The sequence below is a fragment of the Lentzea sp. genome (assembly GCF_035525475.1).
Classification (GTDB): domain Bacteria; phylum Actinomycetota; class Actinomycetes; order Mycobacteriales; family Pseudonocardiaceae; genus Lentzea.
On sequence record NZ_DATLEC010000060.1, the window covers coordinates 1 to 21,019 of the forward strand.

Annotated in this window: 15 protein-coding genes and 1 pseudogene; 3 read left to right on the top strand and 13 right to left on the bottom strand. The window is 72.1% G+C overall.

What is annotated here, in order from left to right; all coding sequences use genetic code 11:
- Both VM306_RS10240 and VM306_RS10245 read left to right on the top strand, forming a co-directional pair.
- Positions 1-208: pseudogene (locus VM306_RS10240) on the top strand (aldehyde dehydrogenase); the annotation flags it as partial.
- A complete protein-coding gene (locus tag VM306_RS10245) occupies positions 205-1,191 on the top strand; it encodes an acyl-CoA dehydrogenase family protein (protein WP_325513426.1) in 987 nt (328 codons plus the stop codon). The pseudogene VM306_RS10240 and the gene VM306_RS10245, both read left to right, overlap by 4 nt.
- 7 nt (positions 1,192-1,198) lie before the next feature.
- On the opposite strand, the gene VM306_RS10250 is transcribed toward VM306_RS10245, so the two are convergent.
- From VM306_RS10250 to VM306_RS10300, 11 genes are all read right to left on the bottom strand, one after another.
- Complete coding sequence (locus VM306_RS10250) at positions 1,199-2,698, bottom strand: thiopeptide-type bacteriocin biosynthesis protein (protein WP_325513428.1); 1,500 nt, start codon at positions 2,696-2,698, stop codon at positions 1,199-1,201.
- A gap of 16 nt (positions 2,699-2,714) precedes the next feature.
- Positions 2,715-4,202, bottom strand: coding sequence for a YcaO-like family protein (locus tag VM306_RS10255; RefSeq protein ID WP_325513430.1), 1,488 nt, complete (start codon positions 4,200-4,202; stop codon positions 2,715-2,717).
- Entirely contained in the window at positions 4,199-5,626 is a 1,428-nt protein-coding gene (locus tag VM306_RS10260) for a hypothetical protein (RefSeq protein ID WP_325513432.1), read from the bottom strand. Before VM306_RS10260 ends, VM306_RS10255 begins: the two co-directional genes overlap by 4 nt.
- Positions 5,623-6,699, bottom strand: a complete 1,077-nt coding sequence (locus VM306_RS10265; RefSeq protein ID WP_325513434.1) for a hypothetical protein — start codon at positions 6,697-6,699, stop codon at positions 5,623-5,625. The genes VM306_RS10260 and VM306_RS10265 overlap by 4 nt, the downstream gene beginning before the upstream one ends.
- Complete coding sequence (locus VM306_RS10270) at positions 6,696-9,101, bottom strand: lantibiotic dehydratase (protein ID WP_325513436.1); 2,406 nt, start codon at positions 9,099-9,101, stop codon at positions 6,696-6,698. The genes VM306_RS10265 and VM306_RS10270 overlap by 4 nt, the downstream gene beginning before the upstream one ends.
- Positions 9,098-9,271 carry a thiazolylpeptide-type bacteriocin gene (locus VM306_RS10275; protein WP_325513439.1) on the bottom strand — a complete coding sequence of 58 codons (174 nt, stop codon included), beginning with the start codon at positions 9,269-9,271 and terminating at the stop codon, positions 9,098-9,100. Before VM306_RS10275 ends, VM306_RS10270 begins: the two co-directional genes overlap by 4 nt.
- A 104-nt stretch (positions 9,272-9,375) precedes the next feature.
- Positions 9,376-12,060 (bottom strand): AfsR/SARP family transcriptional regulator, encoded by a 2,685-nt coding sequence (locus VM306_RS10280; protein ID WP_325513441.1) that lies wholly within the window; start codon positions 12,058-12,060, stop codon positions 9,376-9,378.
- Positions 12,061-12,439: 379 nt separating this feature from the next.
- On the bottom strand, positions 12,440-13,075 hold the full coding sequence (locus VM306_RS10285) for a TetR/AcrR family transcriptional regulator (protein ID WP_325513443.1): 636 nt from the start codon (positions 13,073-13,075) through the stop codon (positions 12,440-12,442).
- Positions 13,076-13,083: 8 nt separating this feature from the next.
- Positions 13,084-15,408 carry a glycoside hydrolase family 3 protein gene (locus VM306_RS10290; RefSeq protein WP_325513447.1) on the bottom strand — a complete coding sequence of 775 codons (2,325 nt, stop codon included), beginning with the start codon at positions 15,406-15,408 and terminating at the stop codon, positions 13,084-13,086.
- A 121-nt stretch (positions 15,409-15,529) separates the two neighbouring features.
- Positions 15,530-15,895, bottom strand: coding sequence for a hypothetical protein (locus VM306_RS10295; protein WP_325513449.1), 366 nt, complete (start codon positions 15,893-15,895; stop codon positions 15,530-15,532).
- A 10-nt stretch (positions 15,896-15,905) separates the two neighbouring features.
- Positions 15,906-17,027, bottom strand: coding sequence for a helix-turn-helix domain-containing protein (locus VM306_RS10300; protein ID WP_325513451.1), 1,122 nt, complete (start codon positions 17,025-17,027; stop codon positions 15,906-15,908).
- A gap of 102 nt (positions 17,028-17,129) precedes the next feature.
- Between VM306_RS10300 and VM306_RS10305 the strand changes: the two genes are divergently transcribed.
- Positions 17,130-18,797 carry an FAD-binding dehydrogenase gene (locus tag VM306_RS10305; RefSeq protein WP_325513453.1) on the top strand — a complete coding sequence of 556 codons (1,668 nt, stop codon included), beginning with the start codon at positions 17,130-17,132 and terminating at the stop codon, positions 18,795-18,797.
- Between the two features lies 1 nt (position 18,798).
- On the opposite strand, the gene VM306_RS10310 is transcribed toward VM306_RS10305, so the two are convergent.
- Both VM306_RS10310 and VM306_RS10315 read right to left on the bottom strand, forming a co-directional pair.
- Positions 18,799-19,380, bottom strand: coding sequence for a hypothetical protein (locus VM306_RS10310; RefSeq protein WP_325513455.1), 582 nt, complete (start codon positions 19,378-19,380; stop codon positions 18,799-18,801).
- On the bottom strand, positions 19,367-20,980 hold the full coding sequence (locus tag VM306_RS10315; protein ID WP_325513457.1) for a VWA domain-containing protein: 1,614 nt from the start codon (positions 20,978-20,980) through the stop codon (positions 19,367-19,369). Before VM306_RS10315 ends, VM306_RS10310 begins: the two co-directional genes overlap by 14 nt.
- Between the last annotated feature and the right edge of the window lie 39 nt (positions 20,981-21,019).

Here is a 21,019-nt window from a genome sequence, read left to right on the forward strand (position 1 = left end):
GTTGAGCGAGGACGTCCAGGCGTTCAAGGTCGGGATCAACGAGCCGCGCTCCCGCGGCGACCGGGACGAGGTGTTCGGTGGCCGCGGCGCTTCCTGGCGGGGCGCGTTCGTGGGTGGGTCACTGCTGGTCCACGCCGTGACCGAGGGGCCTCCCGGTGAACGGCCGTACGGCAACTTCCCCTCCTACTCGCTCTACCCGCCCACATGACGTACCGGGCGGACCTGCTCCGCATCATCCAGAACGTGGTGGAGCCCTCCGCCGCCGATGTCGACCAGCACGCCAGGTTCCCCCGCGCAGCCCTGAAGGCCCTGGCCGCGAAGGGACTGCTCGGAATGACGATCTCGCGCTCGGTGGGCGGCGGAGGACAGGACCTCCGTTCGGCCGGCCGGGTGGTCGAGCACGTCGCCCAGGTCTGCGGCGCGACGGCGTCCGTGCTCCGCTCGCACTTCTCCGCCGCCGCCGTGCTGGACCGCTCCGGCCCGCACTGGCTGCGCGCGGAGATCGCGGCCGGACGCCACCTGGCGACGCTGGCTGCCTTCGGTTCCGGTGGTGAGGTGTCGGCGCACGGCGACGTCGTGCAGGTGCGGGCGCGCAAGAGCTGGGTGATCGCGGCGGGGGAGGCGGACAGCTACGTCTGGTCGTGCGGCCCCGAGCTGTGGCTCGTTCCCGCTCAGGCACCCGGCCTGCTGGTACCGGCCGACCACGCCGGGATGGGCCTGCGCGGCACGGTCGCCACCTGCGTGGAGGCGGACCCGGTGCGGGTGCCGGCGTCGAACAGGCTGTGGTCGGAGGAGCTCGCGTTCCCGTGGTTCCTGGTGCTGGGCGCCGCCGTGTCGCTGGGCCTGATGGAAGGCGCGCTGGCGGCGGCGCTGGGCCATCTCGGCGGCGGCGATCCGCGCACACGGGCCGACCTCGCGCGGATGCGGTTGCGGACCGACTCCGTGCGGGTGCTGTACAACGACACGCTGTCCGCCGTGCTGTGGCATCCGGAACGGTCGGGCGACCGCGTCCGGCTGCTGGCGGTCACGGCGACCGAGGCGGCCGTCGCGGTGACGGACCTGGCGATGAAGGTGTGCGGGGACGCGGCTTTCCGCCGTGACCTGGGGATCGAGCGCCGGTTCCGCGACGCCCGTGCGGCGGCCGCGATCGAGCCGACGGTGGACGTCCTGCTGGACTCGGTGCAGGTCTAGGCCGGGCCTAGCCGGCCAGCGGCAGGAAGTAGACGAGCGCGTCGTCCACGCCGTCGAGCCCGATGACGTCGTGGGCGAGGTCGTCGTAGAACCCGCCGACCAACCCGGTGCGGATGTTCTGGTGCGCCGCCGTGACGGTGAGGTTCTGGGCGAGGTGCCCGGCTTCGGTGAACGCGAACCTCAGCGCTCGCAGGCCGTAGCTCTCCCGCAGCATGCCGATCCTGACGTAGAGCGCGAGGACGGCGGGGGTGCCGGCGAGCTCGGTCGTGCCCTTGCCGAACCACATCGAGGTGGCTTCGAGGTCCTCGACCGACGGCGCGTCGCCGAGGCGGACCAGGGTCCGGGCCGTCTCGTCCACCTCGTAGCGGCCCGGTGCGAGGCCTGCGACGTCGAGGGCGATGAGCCTGACGCGGGCGCAGTAACGGGCACCGGCGCTCGGGTACGGCCTTCTGCCTTCGGTGGGCGACATCGCGGTCCACAGCAAGGTGCCCAGCTGGTCCGCGGTGAGCGTGCCGTCCAGTTCGCGGCTGGTCCTGCGAGCGCGGAACGCCGAGGCCAGCATCTCGTCCACTGTGGACTGCAAGGGTGTCGCCGGTAGCCAGGGGACGAACTGCGGGGTGGGGGACGACGTGCGCGGGAGCTGTTCGGTGAAGCCCGGCAGGAACTTGCTCGCTTCCAGGTAACGGCGGTCGGGGGCGGTGGCACCGTCGTCGTGGAAGTCGGTCAGGCCGGTGGGGGACAGGGCGGCGGCCGCGGTGGTCCAGCAGATCATGCGCTCCTCGTTGGGGCTGATGCCCAGGCGGTTGAGGAGCATGTGCAGCTGCGAGGCCCAGACGTGCGGGAGCCAAACGCCCAGTTTCCGCCGTGCGGCGCGGATCTCGTCCACCCAGTGGGCGATGACGCCGGTCGGCTCGCGGTGCCACCTGTCGGCCAGGTCCTGTCCGCGCCGGGCGAGGAGCTGGTGTGCCGCGATGTGGGAGCCGATGGTGGGGGCCGGGGCCCACTCGGTGACGGTGCGCCAGCCCGTGCCGAGGGTGCGCAGCCAGGACGCGGCCTGGGGCAGGTCCAGGTCGAGTGCGGTGGCGGTGGCCGTGGTGAGCTGGATGGCGGCGCTGAGGCGGGCGCTGTCCGTGCGGGCTGCCCTGAGGACGGCGACGGCTACTTCCGTGCTGCGGCAGAAGAGCTCCTCGGCGACGGGGAGGGCGTCCGGGCCGCCGTACCGCGCGGTCTCCGGGACGTACTCGACTTCGCGGACGTCGCCGTGCGGGAGCCAGCCCGGTTCGTCGTCGGTGGTGGCGAAGTCCTGGGCCGCGATGAGGTTCGCCAGCTCGGTCCGCAGGCCCTTCGGGTCGCCCTTGACCCGGACGCGCAGGTGCGGACCGGATTCCCAGTAGCGCAGGAAGAACCACTCGTGGTCCGCCATGGCCGGGGCGAGCGCGTCGGCGACGAACGTGTCGACGTCGCCTCGTTTCCAGTTCACCCTGCAGTGCAGGCCGGTCCAGGTCACAGCTGCTCCAACGGGATCAGGGGAACGGGTGGGGGTGCGGGTTGCGCAGCTCGGCGAGTCTGGGGAGGCCGTGCGTGCGGCGGTGGAGGTGGCCGAACGTCATGGGCAGCGTTCCCGGCACGACGACCTTGGCCGAGTGCAGGCCGAACCTGCTCGCCGTCACCGGGTCGGTCTGGTCGACCGCGATCAGCTCCAGCCGGCGGGCGTAGCGGTCCAGCAGCTCTTCGAGGCTGGTGTGGTCGCGTTCATCCGGGAGTTCGGTGGTCTCGTCGCTGACGAGGAAGTCGTGGCGTGCGGCGGCTTCCGGGAGGGTGTTGACCGCGACGTGGTCGTCCATGGTCCTCACCTGTGCCGGGTCTTCGAGGAGTCTGCGGAGGCGTTCTTCGGTGTAGTCGTCCGGGCGTGCGCGGACCCGGTCCGCGAACGACTCGACGTCCACGGCGACCTCGACCGCGGCCGAACGCATGGCCTGCACCGGGTCCGGGCTGGCGCCGGCGGCGAAGAACGCCGTCGGCAGCGTGATGTCCCCTGTCCTGGCCAGGGTGAGGACTGCGGGGATGCCGAGGTCGTTGGTGGCGTTGAGGAACAGCAGCTCGTAGCCCTGTTCCTCGAGCCGGTCCGCGAGGTGGTGCAGCAGCGGGTCGTCCGGGATCCTGAGCCTTTCGAGCGGAGTTCGCGCGTACCAGGCCATGAGGAACGCGTCGCGCTCAGCCACCTCGAACAGGCCGTGCAGCACGGCCTCGGTGAGGCTGTTGCCCAGGCCGCAACCGTTGGAAGTCTCGTACACGAACCGTTGCTCCGGCGGTGTGTCCGCGCCGTAGTACGCCACCTGCTCCGGGACGAGGATCGGCCTGTTCTGGCTGTAGGACCAGGCTTGCGCCCAGCGCATGCGGAGGTCCGGGGTGTAGCGCTGGTCGAAGTCGCACAGGCCCACCCGCGCGGGGTCCAGCGCCTCGTCGCCGAGTTCCGAGAAGGACGCCTCCACGGTGCTCCGGGTGCGGGGTCGCAGGCCGTTGAGACGCTCGACCGCCTCGAAGATCGCCACCCGCTCGGCTTCCTCGAACGTGCTCGTGCGGCCGTAGCCGGCTGTGTGGTGGTCCAACTCGGCGGTGGCCGTGGCGAGCGGCAGGTGACCGGTGCGGAACAGCGCCGGGATGGGGCCGTAGCGGAAGTCCACCAGGGTCTTGAGGTTGTCCACCGCGGCCAGGTCGTTGGCGGACCGGAGTGCGCTCGGCTCGATCGTCGTGTCCGGTGGTGATGTCTCGGTGGGGCAGCAGGTGAGCTCGTGCGTGGACACCATGGCCAGGTCGGTGCGGAGGGCGATCACGGTGTGGTCCTGTGGCCGCAACAGGTCGACGAGCGGTGCGAAGGCCGGCGCGACCAGTCCGTCCACAGTGGCCTGTGGTGGTGCGCCGCTGACCACCAGCCGTGCTTCCTCCGACCGCTTCGCGCACGCTTCGCCGGATGGGCCGACCAGGACGAGACCGCCGTCTGTTCTGATCATCGCTCGTCCACCGCGTACGCGACCAGACCGGCCGCGGACAGTTCGGGGTCCAGAGCCAGTGGGGTGATCTTCACGCCCGGAAGTCGTTCCAACGCGCGCTGGAGCTTCTCCTCGTCGGGACCGGCGCCGTTGACGTGCGCCGTGCCGTCGCGGCCGGCCTGGGCGTGGCCGGTGGCGGCCAGGGCGGCGATCGCCACCGCGTCCGCGGCCGTTGCCTCGACGGCCCAGGCCAGGACCCGTTGCCCTTGACGGACTTCCGCCCGGTAGGCGTCGGGGGCGAGCTTGCGGACGTCCACGACGGCGGGCTGCTCGAACCGCCGGGTCAGCGCCTTCCACCACCTGCGGGCGGTGCGGGCGGTGGTCCACTCCGCGGCGTCGGCGGGCTCGCCCGGCAGGTGGCGTGCGGCCAGCCTCAGTGCGGCGCCGCGGGCGTGGCGGTCGTCGATGCCGACCACACCGTCGACCTTGAGGGCGTGGAGCGCCGCGTCGAGCCTGGCGGCGTCGGCCGTGGTGCCGACGCCGAGAGCGTCGCCGGAGGTGGCGAGGTTGACCGGGATCTGGGGGAGCAGGCCGAACCGCGGGGTCTCGACCGGGCCCAGTTCGGGGTCGGTGAGGGCCTCCAGGGCCTTCCGCGCGTCGCGCGGGGGAGGGCCGGTGAGCACCGGGTGGTAGGTGGACCGCAGGGGAGTGGCGCGGGCGACCAGGGCCATCGGGAAGGCGGAGGCGGGAGCGGGGTCGTCCAGGCCGATCAGCGCGCAGGTCAGGCGGTGTACCGAGGCTGCTCCGACCAGGGCGGCGATGACCTCGGTGGGTACGTCCACGATGCCCAGCCTGGCAGCGATACGGCTGGTGACTTCAGTGTCGAACGAAGTAAGTGCTCCAGTGACGGGCAGGACGTACCCGACCTCCGCTCCACATCCCGCTCGGACGACGAGATCGCCGGCCGAGACGACGACCTCGTGGGCGGACCCGTCGATGCGGTGGACCGCGAGCTGCACGGCTTTCGCCGACCGCACCACCGCCTCGGCCAGCGGTCCGCTCCCGGCCACCGCGACCGCCTCGGACCGCAGCCGTCGCCACGCCTCGACCGGGTCCGGGGCCACCGACTCCAGCCAGGCCGCGACGTCCGGCGCCGGGCCGCCGGAGCCCCACGGTTCTGACAGCGAGACCAGCATGTCGTGTTCCCGCAACTGGTCCAGGATCAGCTCCACCGCCGCCCGCACCGACGGTGCCGTGCCTTCGGGCACGCCCAGCGAGTCCGGGGACAGACCGGCGGACAGCTGCGGGGCGAGGCGTTGCCACACCTTCCACAGGCCGGTGCCGCCCGTGATCGTGCAGCTCGACGCCCAGCCGCGCAGGTGCAGGCCGTCCGCCGTCCGGGTGGCCCGGACGACCGGGCGCAACCGCACCAGCACGGGCCTCACCCGGCCTTCGGCAGGGCGGCGAACTGCTCCTGCCAGGTGGTGCCGCACACCTGCTGAGCGGCGCGGCTCACCAGGTGCGCGGCGGCATAGCGCTCCATCGGCGTCACGTCGCAGATGGCGAGCAGTTGGTAGAGGACGTTGGTGCCCAGGCGGTAGACGGTCATGTTCCGCCTGATGCCCGGATCGGCGAGGTCGGCGTTCCACAGGGCGGTGTGGTAGTCGCTGAACGTCGTGCGTTCGCCGTAGTTGTAGCGGCGGACGGTCTCGGGATCGCCGATCTCGCGGGCGCGGTCGCCGTGGCGCGGGTTGACCTCGTCGAGCCGTCCGGCGTCGTAGGCGGCCTCGGAGCTGAGCCGCAGGGCGATCGTCCAGGTCTGCCAGGCGGCTTCCAGGTGCGAGGTGGGGTGGCCGAGCGCGACTCCGGACACCAGCGCGCAGGCGGCTTCGGAATGTGTCTCCCACAGGGAGTCGAGCTTCGCGCGCACGGAACCGGTGGGGTCGCTGGCCAGCAGGAAGTCCTCGACGTGGGAGAGGAACGAGTGGTAGCCGTACTGCAGGCCGCCGGGGTAACGGCTGGCGTGGACGGCCATCGCGGTCAGCGCCAGCGTCGCGCGCGGCACTGCCAACGACTCGCGCAGCACGGGCACGCCGAGGCGGAGTCCCTCGAAGCGCAGGGCGATCTGCGAGGCGGGGAGCAACTCCCGCAGGCGGTCGACCGACGTCGGCTCGATCCGCACGGAGTTGTTGGGGTGCAGGGGAGTGAACGGCGGCAGCAGCAGTTCGGCGACGGCGGCGGAACGGGCGTGCGAGAGCTGAGCGTCCTCCGAAAGTTCCACTGTGGACGGGTGGGCCGCCACGTAGGACCGGAGCAGGGTGGCGAGCAGCAGGGCGGCGCTCTCGGCGGACGGGCCGAACAGCCGCACCCGCACGTGGGGGCCGTGCAGCCAATGGCGTTCGACGTGGCCCACGACGTCGGGGAACGACGACGTGACCGCGGCCAGGGCGGGCAGGACGCCGTCGCGGAGCAGCGGGGCCTTGATCGGGTCGTGGTAGTGGCAGACGACGTCGGTCATCCGGCCCTCCGGTAGGTCTCCGCGATCACCTCGAGAACCTGGCCCGACGGCACCGGCAGCGCCTCGGTGAGCCGCACGCGGCCGGGGTAGCGGGACAGCAGGCGCGGCAGGCAGTGCAGGTGCAGGGCGTTGGTGAGATCGAGGTACTGCGGTTTCGGGCCGTTCACGCGGGCCTCGAAGTCCTCGCGGGAGGCGATCGTGCCGCCCGTGCCCGCGAACAGCTGGGCGGGCAGGCCGTGCCGGGCGCGGAACGCGGTCACGTCGGCCACTCCGGACAGCTCCAGCGCGGCGAAGTCCCACGACCGGCGGGCCAGCAGCACGTCCCGGTAGCGCAGACGGCCGGAGACGCGCACACCGGAGGACTCGACGACCGGTTGCAACGGCGTGAGGTCGGCGGCACCGCAGGCCAGGTCGGCGTGCAGAGCGGCGGCACGGTCGGGCAACGAGATCGGCATCAGGTAGCCGAGGTACATCACGTCCACGACGGCGCCGGAGTCGCGGCGCCGCAACCGCAGCTCGTCCTGGTCCTGGTCGTGGAAGAGCTCGAACGCGTCCGGGGTGTGGTCGGCCCAGCGCGGGTCGTCGCCGATCTCCGCGCGGCCGAGCAACGGGTGCAGGTTCGGGTTGAAGCCCTGCACCGGCCGGTACTCGGCGAACCCGCGCGGGAACACACCGTCCAAAGTGGCCCGGACCGTCGCGTAGGCCTCGGGTGGCAGCAGGTCGAGGAACCGGCCGGGGAAGCGTCCGAAGCCGTCGTAGACGTGGTTCACGACGAGGCCGTCGGGGATGGGCTGCGTGAAGAACGAGTAGGAGACCGGGCGCGTCTTCATCCACGCCGGCATCAGGTCCGCGGCGGCGCCGACGGCCTCGTCGGTGATCACGCCGTCCCGCACGAGGTCGGCCACCTGCGCGCGGCTGGCGCCGAGGCCACCGGTCGGCGCGCCGGACATCGCCTCGTGCAGCAGGGGCGCGCAGGCGGCGAGGCGGGCGGATCCCCCGCGGCCGAACTCCTGGACGAACTGGTCGCGCGAGTGCCGCCGGATCGCCAGGTGCCGGTCGAACAGCATCAGCAACGGCGTCAGCGGCGCCAGGGAACGGACGCCGTCGTACCCGTGCCTGCGGCCGAGGCGGACGGGCTGGGGCAGCACGACGTCCTCGCTCACCGGCGTCACGCCGCTCAGGTCGGCGCCGACGAGCGTTCCCAGCGACTCCCACGCGGCGAACAGAGCGGCCAGCGCCTCGGGACGGGCGGCGGCGTCGAGCTCGGCGAACGCCGTCGTGGCGCGGTGGACGGAGAGCACGCGGTCGGCGATCTCGCTCCGGCCGGTGTCGCGCAGCCACATGGCCAGCCCGAGGCAGGCGTACGGGTCCTGCGGGTCGACCGGCAGCACCGGGACCAGCAGCTTGATGTCGAGCAGCAGGGCGACGTAGCCCTGGGCCCGGTCGGCCTCGCCGTCCGGGAGCCGCGTCGCGAGCGCGCTGGCGAGCTCGGCGGGGCTGATCCCCTTGGGGTTGGCGGAGGTGAGGCCGACGAGGAACCGCAGCGGAGGGCTCGACGCCAGTTCGACGCTCTCCTCGATGCCGACGTACGCGCGCAACGGCCCGGACGCCGGGACGTCCCGCCGGAACCGCATCCGCGCCGACTCCTCGTGCACGTCCGGCGCGAGGCGGTGCGGGTGGTCGAAGAGCAATGCGCGGTCGGTGACCAGGGCGGCGACCAGACGGGTCAGCAGCACCTGGTTCACCCGCGTGACGGCGACGGGCGTGCCCCAGTCCGGGGCGGGGGCGTCGGGGGACCAGGTGGCCCAGCCGACCGAGGCGTACCAGGACAGGGGACTGGTCTTCGAGGTCGCGCGCAGGGCGTAGCGCAGCACGGACGGCTCGGCCTTGCGGGCCCGGCGGTCGCCGGATCCTGCCCGGTCGAGGCCCTGCCACAGGTCGCGCCCGCTCAGGACCGCCGCCCGCCGCAACGGCTCCTCGGCGCACAGCGAGGCGAGCACCTCGCGTTCGGCGGCCAGGGCGGAGGGCAGACAGCGGTCGGCCTCGACGGTCAGCTCCGCGCGCTCGTCCACCAGCTCGAACCACCTGCCGAGCAGGGGAATCCGCGCCGCCAGCTCCGAGGCGGCGGCGCGCAGGGCGGGACGGGGCGTCCGTCCGTTGTGGACGTCGCGGCGCAACGGCAGCACCACGCGCCGGTGGAACTCGGCGGTGTGCGCGACGGCGCTGTCGTGCAGCAGGTCACCCACCGGGCCGGCCAGCGCGAGCAGCTCGCTCTCCTTGTCCGCCAACGCCTCCACCACCCGCCGGAACGGCGCCGCACCGGCGGCGCCGTCCGGGTGCGGCAGGGCCGCCAGACGCACGAGGGCGTACGGCGCGGTCTCTCCCTGCACGCGATCGGTCATGCGGCCGGGAGCTGGGGCTGGACGCAGCTGCTGCACGACGAGCTGCCGCAGGAACAGGACGAGGGCGCGCCGGAGGCACCGGACTCCGGCAGAGCGACGGAGTCCCGCATCGAGGTGACCGCGAGGTCTCCGAGCTCCAAATCGTCGAGGTCGAACGAAAGGTCCTTCATGCCGTGTCCTTCGCATTCAGTTGTGTCGAACCGGCCAGGGGACAGGCCGTCCCGGCACGGTCGCAGGGCGCGATACGGCACGGATCGCGCCCTGCTTGATCGCCTCAAAGGCGGGAGCGGACCTCGTCGGCCTTCGGCTCGCCCAGCTCCTCGAACAGCGTCACGGACTCCAGCCAGCACTTCTCGGCGCCGCGGCGGTCGCCGAGCCCGTGGAGCGCCAGCCCCAGGTTGTCCAGCGACTCCGCCTGCCCGTACAGGTCGCCGATCGCCCTGAACGTCTCCAGAGCACGCTCCACGTACGACACCGCCGTGGGGAAGTCGAGCAGCCCCCGGTACACCTCGCCGATGTTGTTGAGCAGGATCGCCTCGCTGTACGGGTCCCTGATCTCCCGCCGGATCTCCAGCGCCCGCAGGTAGCGCGACAACGCGACGTCGAACCGGCCCGCGTCGGCGTGCAGCACGGCGATGTTGTTCAGCGTCACCGCTTCCGTGTGCAGGTTGCCCAGTTCCCTGGCGATCCCGGCGGCACGTTCGAAGCACGTCAGCGCGTCCTCGGGGCGTCCCTGCGTCATGTGGACGATGCCGAGGTTGTTCCACGTCGGCTCCTCGCGCGCCCTGTCGCCGGTCGCGCGGAAGATCGCCAGCGCCTGCCGGTAGCAGTCGATGGCCTCGTCGTGCCGCCGGACCTCGCGCAACGCGATGCCCAGGGTGATCAGCGTCAGGCCTTCGGCGCCGTGGTCACCGGCCGCCCGCGCGGCGGTCAGCGCGACGCCGTGCGTGTCGATCCAGTCGACCCAGTGCTTGCGGAGGTTGAAGAAGTCCCACAGGCATTGAGCCAGCATCCAGGAGTGCTCCGGCAGGTCGTGCTCGGCCGCGTCGCGGATGGCGGCCACCAGGTTCGCGCGCTCGGTGTCGCACCACAGCAGGGCCGCGTCGCGGTCGGCGAACGTCCGCGGGTGCACGGCCGGGTCCGCGGTGGCGATCTCCAGTTTGCGCTGCGGGTTGAGCTGCTGGGTGCTCTGCCACGACGTGTGCAGGTACCAGTCCAGCACACGCCGGCGCGCGAGCGCTCGCGCCGGCGGCGGTTCGGAGGCCATGGCCTGCTCCACGGCGTAGGCGCGCAACAGGTCGTGCAGGCCGTAGCGGCCGGGAGTGTGCTGTTGCAGCAGGTGTTCGTCGAGCAGCGTCTCCAGCAGGTCTCCCGCCTCGTACGCGGTCAGCCCGGCGAGTGCGGCGGCGGAGTCGGCGGTGACGTCCTCGCCGGGGTGGAGTCCGAGGAGGCGAAACAGGCGCCTCTGGTTCTCCGGCAACGCCTGGTACGAGAGGTCGAACACGCCCCGAACACCGAGACCGCCCCCTCTTTCCAGCTGCGACACGAGGTCCAGCACTGTCCACTGAGGACGACGGGCGAGCCGTTTCGCGGCCAGCGCCACGGCGATCGGCAGGTGCCCGCACAGCTCGGCGACCCGCTGCGCCGCCGCGCGGTCGGCGTCCACGCGGTCGGCACCGGCGATCCGGGAGAGCAGCGCGACGGCCTCGCCGGGCGTGAAGACGTCCAGGAAGAGCGACCGCGCCCCGTCCAGTCGCAGGAGCGTGCGGCGGCTGGTGATCAGCACCATGCAGTGGGAGCCGCCGGGCAGCAGCGGCCGCACCTGGTCCTCGCCCGCGGCGTTGTCCAGCAGCACCAACGCGCGCTTGCCGGACAGCCTGTCCCGGTAGAGGGCGGCCCGCGCCTCCAGCGACTCGGGGATCTGCCCGCCCGGCACGCCCAGCAGGCGCAGGAAGCCCTCCAGCACGGCGGACGGGTCGGCGGGCAGCTCGTCCGGGTCGAACCCGTGCAGGTCGGCCCACAGCTGCACGTCCGGGTACCGCCGCACGAGCCGGTGCGCCGCCCGCACGGCCAGCTTCGTCTTGCCGACACCGGCCATGCCCTCGATCGCGGAGATCACGACCGTGGTCTGCGGGCCCGGTTCGCACAGCTTGCGCAGCTCGGCCTCACGCCCGGTGAACTCGGCGATGTCCATCGGCAGCTGGCGGTGCGCGTTCAAAGCGGCGGGCGAGGGCACCCGGCTTTCGAGGATCACCTGCTGCAACTGGCGCAACCGCGCACCGGGCTCGACGCCGACCTGCTCGACCACGTGCTTGCGGGCCGCCGCGTAGGCCTCCAGTGCCTCGCCGCGACGGCCCGAGCGGTCCAGCGCCAGCATCAGCTGCGCCCAGAGCTCCTCGCGCAACGGGTGCAGCGCCGACTCCCGCCGCAACCGGTCGATCACGTCGTCGAACCGGCCGAGCTCCAGCGCCGCCTTGGCGTACCGCTCGACGGCCGTGAGCCTGCGTTCCTGGATCCGGGTGAACTCCGCGCGCAGCAACGGCCCCGCGTTCAGCTCCGCGGTCGGGCTGCCGTGCCACCGGGCCAGCGCCTGGGCGAACGCCTCGGCCGCGGCCTCGGTGTCGTTGTCCGCCAGCGCCTCCTCGCCGGCGCGCACCAGCTCGTCGAACGCGTCCAGGTCCAGCTCACCGGGCTCGACGGTGAGCTGGTAGCCGTGACCGGGTCTCGTGACCAGCCGGTCGCCGACGACCTTGCGCAACCCGGCGACGTACGTGCGGAGGTTGGACTCGGGTGACACCGGCGGGACGTCCCACACGGCCTCGGTCAGCTGTGCGACGCTCACCGCCTCGTTCGCGTGCAGCAGCAGCATCGTCAGCACCGCGCGCTGTCTCGGTCCTCCCAGCTCCAGCAGTGCGCCTTCCCGCCGTACCGCAAGCGAGCCGAGCAGCAGGAACTCCACAGGTATGTCTCTCCTCGATGATCCGGAACCGTCGGTGATCCCATCCTCGCGCACATCCGCGAGGTCTGTGCGCGGCCTGGGCGAAATCTGTGCACGGCTCCTGGCACCTTTGCACTCAGAGCCGGTACCTGCGCCGCCAGGCCCGAGAACACCGGGGATTGGGGGTCGGCACAGTTGCCGGATCCGGTTCCCCCAAGAACCCGGCCGACGTGTGAAAGTCACCGCGCACGTCGGCCACCTCTCCGCAAGACCGGTGGCCCGGACGGGTCCCCCAGACTGATTTCCGGGCCACCACCTTGCGGGACGACGTTCCTCCGCCGCGGCGTTCGAGCCGCGCCTCCGGCGCCTGGTCGCCGCGGAAGCCGGGGACCGCTCACCGTCACCTGACTTCGAAGCTACTCCACCGGGCCCGCAGCGCGGAGACGTAAGTCTCGAACTCGGACGCCATCGAGAGTTCCCCCGGTTGCAGCAACCACTGCTGCTGCAACCCGTCGATCACCGCGACCGTCGTGCGCACGATCGCCTCGACCGGTGCGTCCTGCCGGAACTCGCCGCGGTCGACGCCCGTGCGAACGGCCTCGCCCAGCCAGGTCCGAATGCCCGCGTAGTGCTGCTGCACCCAGGCGTGTGCGGGATGCGACGGTTCGATCGCTTCTGCCGCAAGCCGCACGAACAAGCCCACCATCCGCGGCCTCGCCGAGTTGCGTGCCACCAGCGCGGTCAGCGCGTCGAACGCCGCCCAGCCCAGCGGGGGAGACGTGCTGCCGGTGAGGAAAGCGCCGTCCTGCCTGTCGCGTTCCTCCAGCACGGCCGCGAGCAACGCCGCCTTGCTCGGGAAGTGGTGCAGCAGCCCCGACTGCGAGAGCCCGGTCCTCGCCGCGACGGCCGCGACCGACGTGCCCTTGTAGCCCGCCAGCGCGAACAGCTCGGTCGCGGCGGCCACCGCCTTCGCCCTGGACTCCTCACCGGAGGCGTCCACGCGCGACCTGGCCCGGTACCGGGGAGGGAACGACACGGCTCACCTCACCCCTGCTCGGCCCGCAGGGCGACGCGGACGTCACCGAGCCCGCGCGCGACGAGCACCTCGCCGCCGCGCAACGGCTGCCAGCCGTCGGACCACACCCGTTGCACCCGAGGCGAGCACGTCACCTCGACCTGCGCGGTCTCGCCGGCCGGTACGTCCACGACCGCCCAGCCGATCAGCCGGACCGGGTCGCCGTCCGGCCGGAGGTAGACCTGCACGACCTCGCGCCCATGCCGTGCGCCGGTGTTGGTGACCTGCACCGACACCGCGCCGACCACACCATCCACAGTGGACAGCGAGGCGGTGCCGTACTCCCAGGTCGTGTAGCCGAGGCCGTGGCCGAACCAGAACAGCGGGTCGGACGCGCCGCGGTAGCCGATCGCGGTGCCCTCGTCGTACCTCAGCTCGCCGCCGACCGGAACCAGGGGCAAGGCGTCGGAGTCGGCGCGGGGGAACGTCGTGACGAGCCGCCCGGCCGGTTCGACGTGCCCGAGCAGGGCGGCGGCCACGGCGTCACCGGCTTCCTGGCCCGGCAGCCCGGCCCACAGCACGGCGTCGACCTGTGCGAGCCACGGCATCAGCACCGGCGTCGCCGCGTTCACCACGACGACCGTGCGCTTCGCGGCAGCCGCCACCGCGGCCACCAGCGCGTCCTGCTCGCCCGGCAACGCCAGGGTGGTCTTGTCGAAGCCCTCGGTCTCCTGCTCGTCGGTGAGCCCGACGACCACGACCGCCACGTCGGCCTCGCGCGCGGCCCGCACCGCGGCACCGATCGCGTCGGCGGGAGGGCGGGGGACGGGCTGGGCGATGAGGCCGACCAGCGCGCTGGCCTCGCGGACGCGTGCCGTGATCCGGTCGCCGGGCGAGAGCAGCACCTCGGTCGTCCAGTGCGGCGGCTTCAGCAACGCCTCCTCGACGATGCCGTCCGCCCAGGCCAGCCGCGTCGCGTGCTGCTCGCCGCCCGCGTCCACCGTCCACCTGCCGAAGCCGCGCACGCCGACCAGCAACGTCGTGGGTTCCTCCAGCACGACCTCGCCGGACACCTCGATCGCCGCGGCACCCTGCGCCCACCCGCCGTACGCGGCGAGTTCGGCGATCTCCATCTCCCGCGACGCCAGCACCTCGCCGGAGGCGTCGTACGTCGTGGCCCGGATGTTCTCCAGGATCTTGGGCGCGGCGTACCGGAGCCTGACCTCGACACCGTCCACAACGGACACACCGGAGCTCGACTGCGAGGTCAGGCCATCGGCGATGCTGATCACGTGAGGTGGCCGCACCCCGGCCGAACCACCGCCCTGCGCGACGGTGTCGATCGCGTGCCGGCCGATCAACGCGACCCGTGAGGAGGCGTCGAGCGGCAGCACGCCGGAGTTCTTCAGCACGGTCATGCCACCCGCGGCGAACCTCCGCAGCTGCTCACGCCTGATCTCGCTGTCCGGCGCGGGAAGGCCGGTGGGCCAGGAGCGTTCTTCGCCGAACGCCCCGGTCCGCGCCGCCAGGAGCAGGAGGCGGCGCAGGTGGTCGTCGATGACGGCCTCCGCGACCTCGCCTGCCTCGACGGCGGCGACGAGCTCGTTCTCCCACGGGCCGCCGGGGCCGGGCATGGCCAGGTCGAGGCCGCCGTTGGCGCTCGCCGCCGTGGACTTGGTGGCGAACCAGTCGGACATGACCAGGCCGTCGAAGCCCCACTCGCCCTTCAGCACGCCCTCGACGAGTTCGGTGTGCTCGGTGGCGGGGACGCCGTTGACGTTGTTGTAGGCCGCCATGACCGCCCAGGGCGAGGAGTCCTCGACGACGATCTCGAACGGCAGCAGGTACAGCTCGCGCAACGTCTTCTCGTCGAGCACCATGCTGGCCGTGCGCCGCTCGGTCTCGGACTCGTTGGCCACGTAGTGCTTCGGCGTCGCCGCGATGCCCTTGTCCTGCAGGCCTCGCACGTACGCGGCGGCGAGCACGCCCGTGAGCAGCGGATCCTCGCTGTAGGCCTCGAAAAGCCGGCCGCCGAGCGGGGTGCGGTGGAGGTTGATCGTCGGGCCGAGCACGACGTGCACCTCCTGCGCCGCCGCCTCGTCCGCGAGCACCTCGCCGACCTCGCGGGCCAGTGCGGGGTCCCAGTGCTGGGCGAGCAGCGTGGCGTTCGGCAGCACGCAGGCGATCGTGCCGCCCCGCAGCTCCGCGCCGCGGACGCCGGTCGGGCCGTCGGACATCTTCAGCGACGCCAGCCCGATGCGCGGCTCGTCGTGCAACGCGAAGAGCGCGGAACCGGTCAGCAGCCGCACTTTGGCGGGCAGGTCGAGGCTTGCGATCGCCGTCTCGATGTCCATGCGCCGAGCCAACCACCGCGACCGACCGAGTGGTCGGTCGGTATGTCTTCCCGTGACCTCCCGGTTATCTCGCGGTGATGTGCCATCACGCAACGGACCGGCGATTTCCACCGGTTTCGGGTCAGTGCGGGAACATGGCGTACGACAGGTCGTCGGTGAGCGGGGTCGAGAGGTGGCCTTCGCCCTCGGTGTCCTCGAAGGACAACAGCGATCCCGCTCCGAACTCCCGCCTGTCGCCGTTCGAGACCGTGACGGCGGCCTTCCCGCTCAGCACGACCAGCCACTGCCTGCGCGGCGCCACGTGCGGCTCCCAGTCCGGTGTGCCGCCGGGCGGTTGCTCGACCACGAGCATCGACGACGCCGGGAACGGCCCGGACACCAGCAACGGCGGCACGCCCTCGACCGTGACGGCCAGCGCGCCCTCCACCTCGACGTCCTCGAAGGCCGACCTGCCGTTCTCGTCCGTGAAGACCCGCACGTACCGCATGATCGTGAGGCTACTGCGCCGCCAGCCTGGCGCACTGCAGCACGAACAGGTCCCACGGCCGGCGCGGGTCGCGTCCCGTCAGCGCGGTGATCCGGCGGAGGCGGTAGCGCACGGTCTGCGGGTGGACTCCCAGCCGTGCGGCGACCTCCTCGGCGTTGCCCGCCGCGAAGAGCGCGTCGAGCGTGTCCAGGAGGTGTTCCTGGCCGGTCGTGATTCCCGCCAGCGCCGTCGCCGCGGCGCGTTCCGGGTCGGCGTCCGCCCGGCCGGCCAGCAGCGCGAGCACTTCGGCGTCACCGCGGTCGAGGATCAGCCGGTCCGCGGGTGCTCGTTCCAGGCAGGCCTTCGCCAACCGGTACCAGCGCGGGGTCTCGTTGGCGCCGATGCCCGTGAGCACGCAGCACCGCACACCGCGGCGTTGCAGCACCGGGCGCAACGCCTTGACGTCGGCCTGCTCGGTGACGACGATCCCCGTCCCGTCGATGACGGCGTGCATCGCGGGTTCCGCCATGGCGGGTGACACGGCTTCGAGGTCGGCGCGTTCGGCCGTGTGGAGCACGACGACGGTGAACTGCCGCGGGAGCTGCACCCCGAGCTCCCTCAGCCGTGCGGCGAAGGCCCCTTCGTGGGCGTGCCGTCCGAGCACGAGGTCGCTGACCAACCGGCTGAGCGCGCGGTCCCGGTCGGTGCTGATCGACGTCTCAGCGGCCTGGTAACCCTCGTGCAGCGCGTCGGACAGCCTGTCGTCGGCGGCCAGCCAGACCTGGGCGAGGTCGGCCATGTCCTTCGCGGTGAGGGTTTCGCCGAAGTGGTCGGCCACGTACCCCATGAACGCGCTCGCGGCGACCCGGTACGAGCGGAGGATCACGGACAGGGGCCGTCCGTCCCTCGCGCGCACGGCTCCGACCCCGCGGAACCGGAGGGCGTCGGCGTCGGTCAGCGCGGTACCGGTCGTCCACAGGTCGAGCACCCGGCCGACGTTCCACCGGATGTTGCCCCGCACCTCCTCCAGTTGCAGCGCGTCGAGCACCTGGTAGCCGGGGATCTCGGACAGGATCACGCCCAGCAGGTGCTCGACGAGCACGGCGTCGTCGCCGGTGATCCGCCGGCGCACCTGGTCGCGGGAGTCGGGCACGAGACCTCCTTGTCAGAGGATGACAAACCTAGCTGTCGTCCGCTGACAAGTCGTCTGGTTCGCTGTGCGCGTGCCGGGGAGAGTGGCGCCGCAGGGTCAACGATGTGGAGAGTGCGCGTGGACACCGATGTGATCGTGGTCGGAGCCGGTCTGGCCGGGCTCACCGCCGCGGCGGAGATCGCCGACGCGGGCAAGAGGGTGCTGCTGCTGGACCAGGAGCCCGAGCAGTCGCTGGGCGGGCAGGCGTTCTGGTCGCTCGGCGGGCTGCTGTTCGTCGACAGCCCCGAGCAGCGCCGGATGGGGATCAAGGACTCCCACGAGCTCGCCTGGCAGGACTGGTTGGGCAGCGCGCAGTTCGACCGCGCAGAGGACGAGTGGCCGCGGCGCTGGGCCGAGGCGTACGTCGACTTCGCGGCCGGGGAGAAGCGAGGCTGGCTGCGCGGCATGGGCCTCAAGGTGTTCCCGGTCGTCGGATGGGCCGAGCGCGGGGACGGCCGGGCGAACGGGCACGGCAACTCCGTCCCGCGGTTCCACATCACCTGGGGCACCGGGCCCGGCGTCGTCGAGCTGTTCGAGCGGCGGGTGCGCGCCCACGCGGCGAACGGGAAGATCATCATGCGGTTCCGGCACCGCGTCGACGAGCTCGTGGTCGACAACGGGGTCGTGACCGGTGTCCGCGGGAACCTGCTCGCGCCGAGCACCGTCGAACGCGGCCGGGCGTCCTCGCGCGACGTGGCCGGCGACTTCGAGTACCGGGCGCAGGCGGTGGTCGTGTCGTCCGGTGGCATCGGCGGCAACCACGACCTCGTCCGCGCGGCATGGCCCGCCAGGCTGGGAACCCCGCCGAAGACCATGGTCGCGGGCGTGCCGGCCCACGTGGACGGGCGGATGATCGGCATCAGCCGCACCGCGGGCGCCCGTGTGATCAACGAGGACCGGATGTGGCACTACGTCGAGGGCCTGCGGAACTGGGACCCGATCTGGGAGAACCACGGCATCCGCATCCTGCCGGGACCGTCGAGCCTCTGGCTGGACGCGACGGGTGAACGCCTGCCCGCGCCGTACTTCCCCGGCTTCGACACCCTCGGGACGCTGCGCCACCTGCGCGGCACCGGCTACGACTACTCGTGGTTCGTGCTCACGCAGAAGGTGATCGAGAAGGAGTTCGCGCTCTCGGGGTCGGAGCAGAACCCCGACCTGACCGGCAGGGACCTCAAGCTGCTGCTCGCGAGGGCCCGCGGCAACAACCCGAACTCGCCGATCGAGATGTTCAAGAAGCACGGCGCCGACTTCGTGGTGGCGGACAACTTGACCGACCTCGTCGCGGGCATGAACAAGATCGGCGACTCCGAGCTGATCGACGAGACCTCGTTGCGCACGCTGCTCGAGGCGCGGGACCGCGAGCTGACCAACCCGTTCTCGAAGGACGCGCAGGTCACCTTCCTGCAGCAGCACCGCACCTACCGCGGCGACCGGCTGCTGCGCACCGCGAAGCCGCACCGGTTCCTGGACCCGGCGAACGGCCCGCTCATCGCGGTGCGGCTGAACGTGCTCACCCGCAAGACCCTGGGCGGTCTGGAGACCGATCTCTCCGGCCGGTGCCTGATCGACGGGACGACGCCCGTCCCCGGCCTGTACGCGGCAGGGGAGGCGAGCGGCTTCGGCGGTGGCGGGATGATGGGCTACAACGCGTTGGAGGGCACGTTCCTGGGCGGGTGCCTGTTCTCCGGCAGGACCGCCGGGCGTGCCGCGGCCGCCGCGATCGTGTGAGTCACCTGTCGCGGTCCTCGAGGTAGCGGGTGTGGTCGGCCTGGCGTTGCGCGTCCGCCGAGTGGAACCGCTCGGCGGTGCGCACCGCGTCGGCGTGCAGGAGGTCGAGCTGCCGCACCAGTTCCGCGCCGGAACCGCGTGCGGCGGCGTACCACCACGGCAGGTTCAGGTAGGTCTGCACGGACAACGGCAGGTCGGTGCCCACGAGCCGGGTGACGGCGTGCAGCGCGTCCGGGTCGGCGCGCAGCGCGCGGGGACGGTCCAGCATGCCCCGCAGGACCTCGGCGATCTCGGTCAGCCTCGGCGGGACCTCGTCCGGCACGCGGAGGTCTTTCACGCGCTGGACGAGCGCGTCCAGTTCTCCGCGCAGCTCGCCGGCCTCCTCCTCGGGGTCGGTCACCAGGGTGATCCGCTCGGGAGGGGCGGCGAGCGCGCCGACGCCGTACAGGCCGATGACGACCGCGACCCAGTAAGACCCGGCCAGACCCGCGACGTGCAGGAGCAGGCCGATCAACCCGGCGGTGCAGCCGGCGAGGTTCTTCCACGACGCCAGGTAGCGCACCACCGGGTCACTGGTAGCCACGGATCTCCTTGAAAGCGGCGGAAAGCGACCGGCTGCGGGCGTCGAACACCTTGCCGCCGCTCATCTTCGCGACCTGCTCCATCTCGGCCGTCGCGCTCTCGCCGAACAGCACCGGGAAGATCGGGACGCCCTTCAGGTCGGGCGGCAGGGTGGCGTGGAAGAGCTGGAAGTCGGTGACGTCCTCGCTGCCGGTGTTCTCGCCGTCGGTCATCAGCACGATCGACGTGAACCGGTCGGGGTCCGCGTCGATCTGCTGGCGCAGCACGTCGTACCCGCTGCGCAGGCTGCTGTAGATCGCGGTGCCACCGGACGCGTCGAGCGACGTGGCGGTGGTGCGGATCTGGTCGAGGACACCCCGCGGGTCGTTCTGCGGCACCTCGTACTTCATCGGGGACAGGGCGGTGCTGCTGAACGGCAGCAACGTCACCTGCTCCCGTCCGTGGAACCGGCTGAACTTGCCGGCGAGCGACTCGTCCGCACCCGTCAGCCCGGACAACGCCTGCCGCAGTCCGTCGATGCGGTCGCCCTCCATCGAGCCGGACGTGTCGAGCACGTAGAGCGTGCGGGACGGGCGGCGCAGCTGGTCGAAGTACGTCGTGACCAGACCGTCCACAGCGGACTGACTGCCGGGGAACGGGAGCTCGACGAGGTCCTTCACCGCGAACTTCGGATCCGGTTGCACCTGGGGGACGGCCGGGCGGCGGTGCGTGGTGTCCATGATCTGGCGCTGGACGTCGGGCGTCCTGAGGTGGTCGGACAGCTTCCGGTGCGCCTCGCGGGCGTCCGAGCTCGCGGACGTGAGCAGCGTGAGCGGGTAGTCCGCGGTCACCACGCCGTCGCCGGGGTAGACGAGAGTCAACGGCTCGGGCAGCGAGGCGTTGAGCGACAACAACACCGACTCGTAGTTGATCAGACCGTCCACTACGGCGCCGGGATCTTCTTTCCTGGCGCGGCGCTGGTAGGCCTCGGACAGCCAGCCGGACGAGCCGGCGGAGAGGGTCTGGGCGCTGAAGAACTGCTTGAGCTGCGGTGCGACGGCGGCGATCCTGTTCGCGTCGAGCGCCGACCCCTCACCGGACAACGCCGCCGCGACGCCGACCAGCGCCGAGAACCCGGAGTTGGAGGCGGACGGGTCGGTCATGCCATAGGTGAACTTCCGCGCCCCCGCGGCCTGGGCGATCTCGGCCCAGCCCACGCGTTTGCCGTCCCAGCCGAGTTCCTTCACCTTGCTCGCGGGCAGACCGAGGACGACGGGGGAGGACATCACCTTGGACGCGGTGCCGAGCCGTTTCTGGGCCTCTGGCACGAGTTCGAGGTAGCGGTTGGAGGAGAACCAGACGGCGTCGAAGCCCTGTTCGGCGCTGCCGCTCGCGACCTTGTCGGCGCCCTCGATGGTGCCGGTGAAGCTGAACTTGACGGTGACGCCGGTGGCCTTGGCGGCCTCGTCGAGGATCGGCTGCAGGTCGGCCAGCTCGCTGCCGGCGAGGACGCGGAGGGTGCCGGGGGCGGCGTCGCCGACCGGTCTGGCCGGGTCGGCCTCGTCGGAGCATCCCGCCAAAAGCGCCGCGGCGGCGACTACCGGGATGAGGCGGCGGATCATGACTGCTCCTGGGGGAGGTGCTGTGGGCGGGCTGATGTG